The organism is Prosthecobacter sp. (assembly GCF_044236155.1).
GTDB lineage: Bacteria > Verrucomicrobiota > Verrucomicrobiia > Verrucomicrobiales > Verrucomicrobiaceae > Prosthecobacter.
Genome location: NZ_JBIIHA010000003.1, coordinates 210,484 through 224,833 on the forward strand (window position 1 = coordinate 210,484; position 14,350 = coordinate 224,833).

The 14,350-nt window shown below is 62.0% G+C and carries 10 protein-coding genes; 8 read left to right on the forward strand and 2 right to left on the reverse strand.

Annotation, left to right across the window (positions count from 1 at the left end; genetic code table 11):
- Positions 1-3: 3 nt before the first annotated feature.
- From ACILSE_RS04700 to ACILSE_RS04725, 6 genes are all read left to right on the forward strand, one after another.
- Positions 4-1,803, forward strand: a complete 1,800-nt coding sequence (locus ACILSE_RS04700) for an FAD-dependent oxidoreductase (protein ID WP_395716199.1) — start codon at positions 4-6, stop codon at positions 1,801-1,803.
- A 63-nt stretch (positions 1,804-1,866) separates the two neighbouring features.
- Positions 1,867-2,034 (forward strand): hypothetical protein, encoded by a 168-nt coding sequence (locus ACILSE_RS04705; RefSeq protein WP_395716200.1) that lies wholly within the window; start codon positions 1,867-1,869, stop codon positions 2,032-2,034.
- Positions 2,035-2,070: 36 nt separating this feature from the next.
- On the forward strand, positions 2,071-2,820 hold the full coding sequence (locus ACILSE_RS04710) for a sugar phosphate isomerase/epimerase family protein (RefSeq protein WP_395716201.1): 750 nt from the start codon (positions 2,071-2,073) through the stop codon (positions 2,818-2,820).
- A gap of 113 nt (positions 2,821-2,933) precedes the next feature.
- Complete coding sequence (locus tag ACILSE_RS04715) at positions 2,934-4,187, forward strand: DUF1501 domain-containing protein (protein ID WP_395716202.1); 1,254 nt, start codon at positions 2,934-2,936, stop codon at positions 4,185-4,187.
- Positions 4,184-6,448: a DUF1549 domain-containing protein gene (locus ACILSE_RS04720; RefSeq protein ID WP_395716203.1), complete on the forward strand. Its 2,265-nt coding sequence runs from the start codon at positions 4,184-4,186 to the stop codon at positions 6,446-6,448. The genes ACILSE_RS04715 and ACILSE_RS04720 overlap by 4 nt, the downstream gene beginning before the upstream one ends.
- Positions 6,449-6,621: 173 nt before the next feature.
- A complete protein-coding gene (locus ACILSE_RS04725; RefSeq protein ID WP_395716204.1) occupies positions 6,622-6,762 on the forward strand; it encodes a hypothetical protein in 141 nt (46 codons plus the stop codon).
- A 77-nt stretch (positions 6,763-6,839) separates the two neighbouring features.
- Here ACILSE_RS04725 and ACILSE_RS04730 read toward each other — a convergent pair whose 3' ends face one another.
- Positions 6,840-9,821: a hypothetical protein gene (locus ACILSE_RS04730; RefSeq protein ID WP_395716205.1), complete on the reverse strand. Its 2,982-nt coding sequence runs from the start codon at positions 9,819-9,821 to the stop codon at positions 6,840-6,842.
- 143 nt (positions 9,822-9,964) lie between these two features.
- Here ACILSE_RS04730 and ACILSE_RS04735 point away from each other — a divergent pair, with 143 nt between their 5' ends.
- Entirely contained in the window at positions 9,965-11,020 is a 1,056-nt protein-coding gene (locus tag ACILSE_RS04735; RefSeq protein WP_395716206.1) for a metallophosphoesterase, read from the forward strand.
- Between the two features lie 81 nt (positions 11,021-11,101).
- Complete coding sequence (locus ACILSE_RS04740) at positions 11,102-12,502, forward strand: DUF1501 domain-containing protein (RefSeq protein ID WP_395716207.1); 1,401 nt, start codon at positions 11,102-11,104, stop codon at positions 12,500-12,502.
- Positions 12,503-12,549: 47 nt separating this feature from the next.
- On the opposite strand, the gene ACILSE_RS04745 is transcribed toward ACILSE_RS04740, so the two are convergent.
- Positions 12,550-14,331 carry a hypothetical protein gene (locus ACILSE_RS04745; RefSeq protein WP_395716208.1) on the reverse strand — a complete coding sequence of 594 codons (1,782 nt, stop codon included), beginning with the start codon at positions 14,329-14,331 and terminating at the stop codon, positions 12,550-12,552.
- Positions 14,332-14,350: the final 19 nt, after the last annotated feature.

Below are 14,350 nucleotides of genomic sequence, written 5' to 3' on the forward strand. Positions count from 1 at the left end.
ACCATGCCCGCCACCCGCCGCCATTTCCTCCAAACGACCACCGCCACACTCGCCGCGTGTGCCTTTGATCCGCGCTTGCTCGCGGCCGATGCCGTCGAAGCCGATGTCTGCATCTATGGCGCGACGGCCAGTGGCATCGCCGCAGCGCTCGGTGCGACGGATGCAGGGGCCAAAGTGATCATTGTGGAGCCTTCGCGATGGCTGGGCGGCATGAGCGGCGGTGGGTTGAACGCGATTGATTGGGGCTACAAGCGCTCGGTGGGCAAGATGGCGCTGAAGCTCCTCATCGATAAGGACGACGTGGCGATGCGTGAGCTCTACAAGCGCGAACTCGCCCAGCTTGGCATCCCGGTGATCTATGAGCATCGGCTGGCGAGCGTGGTGAAGGAAGGCGCTCGGATTCGCAGCATCACGCTCGATCACGCGCCGGCGGACAAGCTCGGCTGCCCCATCGAGCAGCCTTTGGCGAAGAACGCGAAGACCGTCGCGGCGCGGATGTTCATCGACTGCTCGTATGAGGGCGATCTGATGGCGAAGTCCGGCGTGAGCTACACCTGGGGCCGCGAATCGCGCGAGGAGTATGGCGAGTCGCTCGGTGGCGTGCGGCCGATCTTGATGCGTTACGACATCGACCCGTATGTGAAGCCCGGCGATCCGAAGAGCGGCCTGCTGCCATTCGTGCAGGACATACAAATCGGCCCGCTCGGGAGCGCGGACAAGCTCACGATGATGTATGCTTTTCGTTGGGTGCTCACGCGAAAAGACCCCATCCGCATCGAGAAACCCGACGACTATGATCCGCGTCGCTATGAGATCTTCCGTCGCGGTTTCCAGAAGGGCGTGGACATGCGAGCGGGGCGGAAGATGCATGTGCTCGGCGAATACTCGCAAAACAACGGCTGGGGCATCTTCAGCGGGAATTCAAGCCGCGCACTCTGGGCGCAGTCGATGGCTGGTGAGAACGCCGCCTATCCCGATGGCGACTGGGTCACGCGCTCGCGCATCTGGCGGGATCAGATGAACTTCGTGCGCGGCATGTATCACTTCCTGCGCACCGATCCCTCCGCACCACCCGACATGCGAGAGCGAGCGGAGGCCATCGGCTTTCAGCGCGGCATCTTTGATGAGACAAACGGCTGGCCGCATCAGCTCTACGTGCGCGAGGCGCGACGCATGAAGTCGGACTACGTCGTCACGCAAAAGGACCTCGAAGGCGCGGCCAGCCCCGAGGACTCCGTCGGCCTCGGCAGCTACGGCGTCGATGACTGGCCCTATGCCAGCATCGCGCACGAGGGTGGCATCGCGCTCAGCGGCGGCGAGTTCAGCATCATGAAGGCGAACCCGGCACACAGCGGCATCCATCGCCTGCCGTATCGCGCCATCCGGCCAAAGCAGAGCGAGTGCGAGAACCTCCTCGTGCCCGTGTGCTGCTCCGCCAGCCACATCGCAATGACCTGCATCCGCATGGAGCCCGTGTGGATTACCCTCGGCCTCTCCGCCGGCATCGCCGCCGCGCATGCGATCCAGCAAAACACCGCCGTGCAAGCCATCGACTTCCCGCGCTACCGCCGCGCCCTGCTCGATGCCGGCCAGATCCTCGAACTCAACGAAACCAGCGCCGCCGGCTGGAACTCCCGCGATGAATGGAACCAATCCAAGCCCGGCTACGAATGGGTCTTCGATGCCATCGACGAAGACAAAGACGGCCGCATCTCACCCAGCGAGTATCGCGAGTTCCAGGCCTTCAAGCAGAAGCACAAGGACTGGCAGGAGCGGCTCAAGGCGAAGGTGGGTGGGAAATAGCCTTCACCTTGCCTGTGGCCCGAAATTGCTCTCAAACTCATTCTTCTGCCTATTCCAACACTCATGAACCGCCGTCGCCTTTTTCAACTCGCTGCTCTGGCTCCACTCGGAGCCGCCACTTCCCAAGCGGCCTACTCGCCGCTCCCGAGCACGGGCAAAGCTCGCTTCACGCCGACGCTGAATGCGTATTCGTTCCTCGAACAGCTCAATGCCAACATCGCCGATCCCTAGACGGGCATCGACCTCTTCGGCGTGTGCGATTTCTGCGTGAAGCATGACATCGAGGCGGTGGATCTCACCGGCTACTTCTTTCCCGGTTATCCGAATGCACCGACGAGCGACTACATCGCCCGCATTAAGCACTACACGCATGATCGCGGCATCACGATCAGCGGCACAGGCGTGAAGAATGACTTCGCCACGGCGGACAAGGCCGTGCGTGCCGAGGGTGTGGCCTTGACGAAGCGGTGGATCGAGGTGGCCGCGCGGCTGGGGGCACCGGTGGTGCGCGTGTTTGCCGGACCGCAGCAAAAGAATCCGAAGGACTGGCAGGGCGCTGCTGGTAGTGCCTCGCGCGACGAGGTGGAGAAGTGGATGGCCGAGGCGCTGCGCGACTGCGCCGAGCATGGCGAGAAACATGGCGTCATCGTCGCGGTGCAGAATCACGGCGACTTCCTCAGCACTGGCCCGGAGCACGTAAGCCTGCTGAAGCGCGTCGATCATGCCTGGTGCGGTGCGCTCGTGGACACCGGCAAATACTTCACCGAAGATCCGTATGCCGACATCGCGATGATGGTGCCGCACGCGGTGAACTGGCAGATCAAGGAAACGCTCGGCAGCAGCCTCAAGACACCGCCCACCGACTTTAAGAAGCTCGCGAAGATCATCCACGACGGCGGCTATCGCGGCTTCGTGCCCATCGAAACGCTCGCCATGGGCCGCAAGGACTACGATCCCGCCGCCGAAGTCGTGAAAGTGCTCGCCGCCATGCGTGCGGCAATCGCGGAGCTGAAGTGAGCATGGCTCAAACGAGGGCGTGGGCCTTGGGTGTATGAGAGACACCCGTTCGCGGCAGATTCGCACTTTCTCGCGGCAAGTCCGCGCCTGGATGACGTGTTATTTGCGTGACCATGAACCATCCTCTCCATCGTCGAAACTTCATCGCCCGGGCGGCCAGCACGCTGCTCGGCGTGCATCTGCCGCGGGTGTTTGCTGCCGATGCGAAGCCTGCGGGCAACGCGAGGGCGAAAAACATCATCTACCTCTACATGGACGGTGGCATGAGCCACATCGACACCTGGGACCCGAAGCAAGGCGCGACGGCCGGACCGACGAAGGCCATCAAGACGAGCGCGGATGGCATTCAACTCGCCGAATACCTGCCGCGCACGGCGAAGCAGATGCATCATGGCAGCGTCGTGCGCAGCATCACCTCCACGCAGGGGGCGCATGCGCCGGGGAACTACTTCATGCACACCAGCTATGAGGAGCGCGGCACCATCTTGCATCCCAGCCTCGGTGCGTGGCTGAGCCTGTTTCAAGGTCCGGGCAATCCCGAGCTGCCCGCCAGCGCCTACATCGGCAATGCGAGCCGTCATCCAGGCGCGGGTTTCTTTCCGCCGGTGCACACGCCGCTCTTCGTGAACAATCCCGAGGCCGGTCTGCGCGACATCGAGTTGCCGAAGAGCCTCGCCCGTGAGTCGCACGAGGCACGCATGGCCGTCGCGGGCGATCTCGACGCGTTGTTTTTGAAGAAGTATCCGCAGCGCGAGGTGAAAGCCTATGCCGAGGCCTACGACGGAGCCTTCAAGATGATGAAGAGCGCCGACATCGCCGCGTTTGACCTCACGCAGGAGAAAAAGGAACTGCGCGAGCGCTACGGCAGCGATCCCTTCGGCCAGGGCTGCCTGCTGGCGCGGCGTCTGGTCGAGCATGGCATCCGCTTCGTCGAAGTGAGCCTGCATGGCTGGGACACGCACACGAACAACTTCGTCGGCACGCCCGATCTCTGCGAAAAGCTCGACGCCGGACTCGCCACGCTCATCGAGGACCTGCATCAGCGCGGCATGCTCAAAGACACGCTCGTGGTGGTCACAAGTGAGTTCGGCCGCACGCCGGAGATCAATGTGAACCAAGGCCGCGATCACTATCCCAAGGCCTTTTCCTCCGCGCTCTTCGGTGGCGGCGTGAAGGGTGGCACGGTCTTTGGCTCCACCGACAAAACAGGTGCTGAGATCGAGTCCGATGCGCTCCGTGTGCCCGATTTCAACGCCACGCTCGCCTACGCCCTCGGCCTGCCGCTGGAGCAGATCGTGCACTCGCCCACGATGCGCCCCTTCACCGTCGCGAACAAAGGAAAGCCCGCCACGAGCCTCTTCGCATGAAACGATTCCTTTTCTCGCTCGGCTTCGTTTGCATGACGAGCGCCGCCTTGGCCCAAAACAACCTCCAGCAGCACGCCGCGGCCATTGATCGCGTGCTGGAGGCGCATTGGCAGGCGAACAAGGTCACGCCGAATCCACCGGCGAGTGACGAGACGTTTCTGCGGCGCATCTATCTCGATCTCGCTGGCCGCATCCCGACGACGCAGGGGGCACGCCAGTTCCTCGAATCAGGCGAAAGCGGCAAACGCGCTGCCTTGATCGACGATCTGCTCGCTCGCGAAAGCTACGCCTCGCATTTCTTCAATGTGTGGGCCGATGTGCTGCGCTTCAAGACGCACTACGTCAACACATCGAACGTCATCCCGGCCGCCTACCGCAGTTACATCCGTGAGAGCCTGCGCGACAACAAGCCCTACGATGTCTTCGTGCGCGAGATGCTCTCCGCGAAAGGCTATGCCTGGGACAATCCGGCCATCGGCTACTACCAGCGCGATCCCGACATGCCGCTCGACAACATGGCGCTCACGGCGCGCATCTTTCTCGGCACGCGCATCGAGTGTGCGCAGTGTCACAACGATCCCTTCGACAAGTGGCTGCAAACCGATTTCTACCATCTCGCCGCCTACACGCATGCCAACAAGTCGGTGAATGAGGCCTTTGAAGGTGCCCGCCTCGAAATCAAACGTCGGCAGGATCTCATCGAGGCCGATTTCAAAGCGGAGAAGAAGGCCGCGACCGATGGAGGCAAGGCAGCGGAGGCTCGCAAGCAGCAGCGGCTCGACGCGATGCACTATCGGCCGGTCGTCGGCGTCATCAAAAATCCCGTGGGGCAACTTTTGAGCCCCATCGGCCTGAATCGCAAAGCGGACAGCGTCTTGAAGCTGCCGCACGATTTCAAAGAGGACGACGGCAAGCCTTTCGACGTGATGACGCCCGCCTCGCTCATGGGAGAGGCGGCGCCCATCGCTACGGGGCAGGATTCGGCGGAGGCGTTCGCGAACTGGCTCACCTCGCCGAAGAATCCGCGCTTCACACGCGTCATCGTGAACCGCCTGTGGCGTCAGATGCTCGGCCTGCCGATCACGGAGCGCTTCGACAACCTGCGCGATGACACGAAGGCCATGATCCCCGAACTGGAGGGCCATCTCGTGCAGCTCATGATCACGCTGCGTTACGACATGAAGGCCTTTCTCGGCACCATCGCCCGCACGCGTTTGTATCAGGCGCAGGCGAGCCTGGAGGCGCACACCGTTGGCTCTGCGTATCATTTTCCCGGCCCGCTGCTGCGCCGCATGAGCGCGGAGCAGGCATGGGATTCACTCGCGGCACTCATCTCGCATGAACCGGATGCGCGTGACGAGCAGCGCGAGTTCACCGATGCGCGTCGAGTCGGCATCTCGCAGATGGTTTGTGATGCCTACCTGGCCTTCGACGGCAAAAAGCTCCTCGACATCGCCTACGAGGCGCTAGGCCCCGACATGGAACTGCAAGCCAAAGAAGCCGCCGTCATGGAGGAGATGACGCAGGCGAATCGCGCCAAAGACGACGCCAAAGTGCTCACGCTACGTCGCGCGCAGGGGGACATCCGCCGCGAGCGTGCGACGAAGATGGTCGAGAAGTTCATCAAGCCCGTCCTGCACGGCCTCGCTGCTCAAAAAGGCGTCCAGGTCTTTGAAGACAGCCTCTACAAAATGAATCCGAACCCCGGCGTGCTCGTCAGCGAGACCTGGCGGAAGATGTGGCTGCCCGGCTACGGCCCCAAACCGCGCACCGAGGCCGATTTGAAAGCCGACGAGGCCAAAGAAGCCTCTCAACTCGCCGAACTCGCGAAACGCCTCCAAATCCCCGCCGAGCGTCAAAACGACTTCATCACCCACACGAAGAAAATCCTCGCCGAATGGCATCGCGCCTCCGAACTCGACTCTCCCGCGCCTCGCGGCCATCCATTGCGCACACTTGGCCAAAGCGACCGCGACTTCGTCGAAAACGCCAACCTGCAAGCCTCCATCCCGCAGGCCCTCATGCTCATGAACAACGAAATCATGACCGAAAGTGCCCTGCTTTCACCGTGGTCGCCGCTGATGCTCAACGTGACCCAAGCCACGACAACCGATCAACAACTCGAAGCGGCCTATCTGGCCCTTTTGAGCCGAAAACCATCGCCGGAGGAAGAAGCCCTCTGGGCCGCCCGCAAGTTCACGCGGGCGGAGGACATGGTGCACGCGCTGCTGAACACGAAGGCGTTTTTGTTCATCGAGTAGTTTGGCTCAGTTCACCAAACTCCTCACTAACTTGCGAATAGAACAAAGGAACCGAGCCACACAGGGGGCTAGTCCTTAGCCCCCACTGCTTTGTCCATTTGGCTCGCTTGCCCAAGTTACTCCTCGCCTAAAACGCCCCCGACAAAGGCAAGGCGCACCCGAGCGTGTGGCTTGTGACGGACGAAAAGGCCCGCATCGTCTGCATCACCCTCGGCCACGCCGCCGACGCGCACGGCAATCCCGCCTTCAAGACGCTGCTCATCAACGCAGTGAAGTGGTTGGGCGGAAACGGGAAACAGAACGATCATCAATAGGGAGCGCCAAAAATCCGCTTGATCATCTCATCGGCGGTTATGTTAACTTGTGCAGCGATGATTGGATGAAACGACTCTCACTTGCCCTCAGGCGGAATGAAGTCGGTGATGACTCGCACGGAGGGCTGGGCCTGGGAGCGTGTTTTTGAATCCCAACCGATGATCAGGTCGATGGAGCCATCGCGGCGACGGAGATCGGGCATGAAGCAGCGCACGCAGTTGTCGAGGTCTTCGCAATCAGCGGGGCTGTGCCCTTCGATGCGCAGGTGCGGCTCGATGCGGATTTGTCCGCCGGGACTGAGGTCGATGCGATCAAACTGCACCGCCGCACCTTGCGCGGAGAGAATGAAAAAACGGCCATCGGGCGAGGTGATGATCTTTTCGCCCGGACGCCGGAAACTCAGGGTGGTGACAGCTTCGCCTGCATGGGTGCGCAGCTTGATGCCGTCGATGAACTGGCGCTGCGCGATGCTCCAGGTATAAAGCGTGGCATCGTCAGTGAGGATGAGCAGGAAGCGGTGGCAGGGCGACATGGCGAGGTGACTATCGGCGCTGCCACCCTGCGCAGTGAGCGGCATGGCAAAGCCGAGCAGGTCACGCAGGCCATGCTGCTCGGACACGTCGTAGAGGAAGATTTTTTCGTCGAGGTTGCTGGGAACGAGGGCTTTGTCTTTCGCATCGAGTTCATCGACGAACACCTGGCTGGGCCTGCCGCTGCCGAAAATCTCCTGTCGGCGGCGGCCATCGTGGGCGCTCCAGACGATGCGGCTTTGCAGAGTGCCGAGCGCACCGCAGCAACGGCTCAGATTCGCGGCGGTCTGACTCGGAATGGACGCGGCGGAGGCAAGGTCGTTGATGTTGAACAACTCGATGCCGGTGGTGTAGGGCGTGCCGCCGCGACCGGGACGACCGGTGCCGCTGTCGAGCATGCGACCGCCAAAGACGGGGAAAATGCGGTCGTATTGCTTCAAGCCGCCGCGCAAGTGGCCGTCCACGGCTTGCGGGGCCATGCGGGTGTGAAAGCTGTCGGCGCTCATGTTTTCGAAGACTTTGCCGGCCTTCGAATAGCGGATGCGAGTCATGCCGGTGTAGCCTGTGATGAGCAACCATTGCTCGTCGCCATGAGCAACCCAGGCGGAGTCATAAGCACCGACTCCGGTGGCCAGCGCGGCCTTTGCAGGCTGCGGTGTTTTGAAAACGGCGCGCTTCTCCGCGAGACCGGAAAAATCGAGCGTGCAAAGCGGATACACTGCGTAGTCGCATACGGCGGCCGTTTTGTCCGGCTCGCCGGGGATGGGTGTGACGAGAAACACCGGGCCGAGGCTGGGGCCGCCGTTCAAGGAATCCGCGAGTGCGCCCTGCGCCTCGGGAGCGGCTTTGAGCTGCTGGAGGAAATCATACTTCACAGTGACGATGCCCTCCGGTGCGCCGGCGTAGGTGCGGTAGGCGTGGCGTGAGGCAGGCGGCAGGAGCTTTGAGGCATCCCAACCGTCTAGCATGAGCAACTGCCGGATGGAGGCGCGTGGAATCTCGAAGCCATCGAGTCCCGCCGGACCGACGAGATGCCTGCCGAAGATGTTGCCCGCGAGATGCACCATGGTCTTGCTCACACCGCTGATCGTGGCCTCGCGGGTGGGTGAAAATCTTGTGAGTCCATCCTTCGACACCGTGTCGGTGAGTGAGGTGACTTCGCCAAAGGCGGTGGTGTTGCCTTGGTCATCGAGGTCCAGCCGCCACGGTCCACCGGCAGATTTTTTCCCGGCGGGCACGATGAGCAGTCCGGCCTCGGTGATGACGGGCATGCTGAGCTTTCGCTCATCAGCCGCTGCACCGATGACGGGCGGCGTCTTGTAAAGCGTGGGCGTGGCGCTTTCCCAAGAGCCAACATGCAACCGCGTGTCGGCGGCGAAAGCGGTCGCGTCGCTCCAGTCCTGCGGGATGGAAAACACACCGCCGATGCGGCGCTGCGGCACATCGACGCCCGGCGGGTTGGGCGCGGTTTTGTAGTCGAGGATGTCGATGAGAAAGACCCGACCGCGAGTGCAGACCATGAGCCAGTTCCCGCTCAACCATCCAGGCGAACCCTTCATCACATCGCCGCCAGGACAGATTTTTTGCAAACCCAGCGGAGGCGAGCACTCGAAGCGCTTCGTGTGCGGATCAAAGCGCACGACGCGATATTCCGCGATAAAGTAGATGCGCCCTTTGTCATCGGTGGCGGACAGCGTTTGTCCGAGATCGTCATCGCCTTCGCCGAGTATGTGCCGCTGGCGACCGCTCCAGTCCTTCTCCTTCACTTGGTTCGTGACATGCACTTTCACTTCGCTGCCGAGCTGCACGGTCTCATCCCCGCGACCTTCACCCCAGGCCTTTTGAATCGGCACTTCAACGAGGAATTTCATCCAGCGGTCGAGTTTTTCGCCCGCATAGATCGCCTTCTTGTAGGTGACGTAGAGGCTGGCCTGGTGCGGATCATCCGGTGCCGCCGTTTGCCGGCTCACCAGGATGCTGGCGCAACGCAGCGGCATATCACCACGCGAGATCACCGGGTAAGTGATGTCTTGTTTCGCCACCGTGCGCCCTGCGGGCGCGATGCGGACCTCCCGCAGCTTCGTGACATCCGGCAGCGCGATCTTCGGCGCTGCCTCCATGGCCGAACCCGGCTGAATGTGTGCAAACGCCGCCCCCAGCGCGATCTGCGGGCGCACATCGACCTCCGGCAACGGCGAGAAGATTTTGTCCGCGACCAACTTCCCACCTTCGCCGCGCAAAGCGACGCTCAAGCCCGCCACTGAGCCGAGTTGCGTCACATCCAGGACCAGCGTGCCTTTGATCGCCGGATCAGCGAGGTCGATGTCGAGCTGCTTCTCCTTCGCGTCGCCAAGTCGCAGCCGCACATCGGCACTCAGCGTGCGGTGAGCCTCACGCAGCAAATCAAAGCGCTCCAGCTTGATGATGATCTCACCCCTGCTGCGATACGCCACGATGGTTTCAGCCCCGCGAAGCGGCAACACGAGGACGGCAAGGACAAGAACGATGCGTTGGATGAATGCGGCCATAATGCGATGAATACAGACAAACCCACCTGAATGAATCATAAAACCATCACTTCATTATTCGCTCCTGCTTCCCACACTAACGAAAGCGTTTTTGTTCATCGAGTGAGAATAGGTTGGGAACTTGGGAGCGTTTTTGAGAAGCCATGACTCCCACCACTCGCCGCCGGTTTCTTCGTGATGTTGCGTTTGCCAGCGCCGCTTCGGCCTTGCCGAGTCTGTCAGCGGCGGAGCGTGCCGACGCGGTTTCGTTCTTTGTGGTCGGGGACACGCATTACTGCGCTCAGAAGGAGAATATCAAAGTCATGGATGAAGTCTCCGCGAGCTACAACGCGGCGCTGGTGCGGCAGCTCAATGAACTGCCTGGGACGGCTTTTCCGACGGAGATCGGTGGTGGCGTGGTGCCGGTGCCGGGCGGTGTCATCCATGCGGGCGACATCGTGGACAATGGCGACAAAGGGCCGGGCAAATATGCGATGGCGGAGACGGAGTTCGCGGCTTTCACGGCGGATTGGGGGCTGAATGGCGGCGATGGCAAACTGCGCTGGCCGGTGCGCGAGGTGCATGGCAATCACGACAGCCCGCGTGGCGATGGTCCGGTGATCACGGGCATCAAGGAGCGCAATCAACGGCGTGCGGGCATCGTGAACCGCTCGGAGAACGGCCTGCACTACTCGTGGGACTGGGGCGGCGTGCATTTCGTGGCGCTCGGCATCGTCGTGGGCGATGCGCCGGAGGTCACACGCACGCGACGCTATGCACCGCTGGGCAGTCTGCCGTTTTTGAGGCAGGATTTGGAGACGCAGGTCGGCAAAAGCGGTCGCCCGGTCGTGCTGGTGCATCATGTGGATGTGCATCGCTACTCGGAGACGGTGGCTGATGACAAAGTGAAGAGCCACGAGTGGGACTACGGCGATGCGCAGGCCTTTCACGCCGCGCTGAAGCCGTATCGCATCGCCGCGACGATGTGCGGGCACACGCACACGCGGAAGATCGCCCGCTGGAATGGCACCAAGGACGACCGTGTAACCGAAGGCGTCCCATTTCTGAACACCGACAACGCCGCGCACTTCGACAAGCCCGCGCAGGCCATCCTGCATGTCGAGATCGCCGCGAACGAGATGCGCGTGCGCGAGTTTGGCACCAAGGACGGCTGGCAGACCGGTGCATGGACACCGCAGGTGTGGAGGTTTCCGCTTTAGGTCTGAAAGATGTGACTTTGAAGTGGTGGATGCCGTGAGTTCCGCGAGAAAAACTCATACTTTGCCCCGTTTTGTTGGGACATGATCTCCCCTCTTCATCGCCGTGCTTTCCTCGGCAAAACGTCGCAAGGCCTCGGGGCCGTTGCGCTGGCTTCGTTGCTCAAACCGGCTGCCGCCGCGCCGATGGCGGGTGTTTTGACGAAGCTGCCGCTGCCGCAGAAGGCGAAGCGGGTGATCTGGCTGACGATGGCGGGCGGGCCTTCGCATTTGGAGACGTTTGATCCGAAGCCCAAGCTGGCGGAGATGGATGGGAAGCCGATGCCGGAGTCCTTCACGAAAGGGCAGCAGCTCGCTCAACTACAGGGGCAAAAGCTGAACTGCTTCGGGCCGCAGCACAAGTTCGCGAAGTTCGGGAAGAACCAGATCGAGATTTGTGAGCTGTTTCCTCAGATCGGCAGTGTGATCGACGACATCTGCCTGATCCGCAGCATGACCACGGATGCGATCAATCATGATCCAGCGCACATGTTCATGAATACCGGCTCGCAAATCGCCGGACGGCCCAGCATGGGCGCGTGGGTGACGTATGGCCTCGGCACGGAGGCGTCCGATTTGCCGGGATTTGTCGTTTTGACCTCGCTAGGCCGTGGCGGGCAAAATCAGCCGATCGCGGCGCGGCAGTGGAGCAGCGGCTTTTTGCCTTCGAAGTATCAAGGCGTGCAGCTTCGCGCCAAAGGCGATCCCGTTTTGTATCTGACGAACCCGAATGGCGTCACGCGTGAGCGACAGGGAGCCGATGTGGCGGCGATCAATGCGCTGAACAAGGCGCACGATACGCTGGTGGACGATCCTGAGATCGCCACACGCATCGCGCAGTATGAAATGGCCTTCCAGATGCAGGCGAGCGTGCCGGACCTGATGGACGTGAGCGGCGAGGGCCAGAAAATCCTCGATCTCTACGGCTGCCAGCCCGGCGATGGCTCTTTCGCTTCGAACTGCCTCCTCGCGCGTCGTCTGGCGGAGCGTGGCACGCGTTTTATCCAGCTCTATCACAAGGACTGGGACCATCACGGCGGCGTGAAGGACGGCGTGAAGCTCAAGGCCGAGGAAATCGACCGCGCCTGCATGGCGCTGATCACCGATCTCAAACAGCGCGGCATGCTGGAGAGCACGCTCATCGTGTGGGCGGGTGAGTTTGGCCGCACGCCGATGTCGCAGGGCGGCAGCGGTCGCGATCACCACAACAAGGCCATGAGCGTGTGGATGGCCGGCGCGGGCATCCAGGGCGGCATCGTGCATGGCTCGACCGATGACCTCGGCTACGCGGCGATCGAAAAAATCACCACCGTGCATGATTTGCACGCCACGATGCTCCATCAGCTCGGCATCGACCACAACGCCTTCAGCTTCAAATTCCAAGGCCTCGATGCCCGCCTGAGCGGCGTCGAGGGCGCGAAGGTGATCAAAGACGTGCTGGCGTGAAATAAAGCGAGCCGATTGAGAAATGAAGGCTGAGTCGGAACCTCTCGCTACTTCCGGATCGTGCGTGCCTTGTCGGTGTAGAAGACCATCGGCAGGCTGAGGTTTTCCTTGTCGCCGACGGGTTGGCCGACGAGCGGGACGGGCACCTTGTAGGGGAAGTCGGGATGAGGGAGGAAGTCTTTGTCGAAGGCAAGCATGGGGCCGCGAATGATGAGATCGCGCCATTCGGAGTAGGGCCCGGTGTAAACATCGGCGATGCGCTCCACCTTCGCGGAGACGGGCGTCATGATGAAACCGGCCAGTTTCGCGCCACGCTCCTCCGCCCTGGCTTTCATGACCTCGTAATCCGCGCGCTGGGTGCAAAGATTCACGCAGGGCACGTCGGCATACCACGCGACGAAGGCGGGCGAGTCTGAGATGAGGAACTCATCGCGCTCCACGAGCAGGCGCAGTAGGAAGGCGCGCTCGGGCAGGAAGGGCGGCCAGTGTGGCGGGATCTTGCCGCCCATGGTGAGGCCGAACTTCATCAACACGGGCAGGTTCACCGCCAACGGCAGCGCGGTGATGATGAGAGCGGCCAGCGCCGCGCCCCAGCGCGACATGAAATTGAAGGCGTCGGCAGTTTGAAACCGCGACCAGAGGATGACGAGCATGGCCGATCCAAAGGCGCTCATCGCTGGCATGAGCACGATGTAGAGGGCGTTGTCGTCGTTTTCCTTGTCCACGAGGCCGAGCAGGCCCATGCCGAGCGCGACGCATGCAAAAACAGCCGCCAGCATCCAACGCGCCGCCGCGGCGTCCGCCTTCCGGAAACGATGGATGAGCGCTATGAAAAAGAGAAGCGCCGGCACGACGTGGCCGAGATGCGCGTGGATGCCGCCGATCTGCTCCTGCCAGCCCAGACCGATGCGACGCAGCAGGTCGTCCACCTGGAGCAGCGGCACGGCGGGTGTGAAGTCACGCAGCAGCGAATCATGCGCGACGGCGGAGGATTGGGCCTGGAATATCGCCTTGATGCCTCCAAGAGGATCTCCGCAAAGCTGCACATTCCACCAGCCCCAGGCAACGAGAGCCAGCACCGGAAAAAACGCCACGACGAGCACGCCCGCCTTTCCACGCGGCAAAAAAGCCGCCACGCCGACGAGAATGCCCAGCACGATCCACAGCGCCATCCAATGCGTGAGCAGCATGAGCATGCAGACCAGCCCCAGCAGTGTGAGAGGCACGAAAATGCCGCGATTGTCCGCCGCACGGCCCGCCGCCGAGGCATACAGGCGGAATGCGAGCGCGAAGAGCGGCAGCAGCATCGCACGAGGCGCGCCGCTGACCATGATCTGCCACGCAGGCTCGCACACAAGCAGCGCGATGGCGGTGATGGCGGCGACCTGCTCGTCAAACAGCCGTCTGGCGGCCCCGTGTGTGAAAAAAATCGTCAGCAAATACCAGGCGGCGCCGAAGCAGGCGATCACGCGGTCGAGCATGAAGACCGCGCTGCCTTCCACGGGATCATAGACCTGCCATGGCTTCATGAAACGAAAGGCGAGCGACCATAGCAGCGGCTGCAGCGGCGGCTGCACCGTCTCCGGCATGGCGAGCGGAGTGACGTTTTTTTTCGCGGCCTCGACCTGGCTCCACGCATAGGGCTGGATGGCACGTGTTTGATAAGATCCCGTGCGAGCGATCTGCCGGGCGAGCTGCGCCTGGTCCATGCCCTCCGCGCTGCCCAGACCGCGGAATGTCACAAAGACATGCAGCAGGGCCATCACGAGGGCGGCGGCGTAAAACACCAGTCGTAGCAATGCGCCGGGGCCGGAGGAGTTGGGAGACATGCGTGTTACATTCCACAAT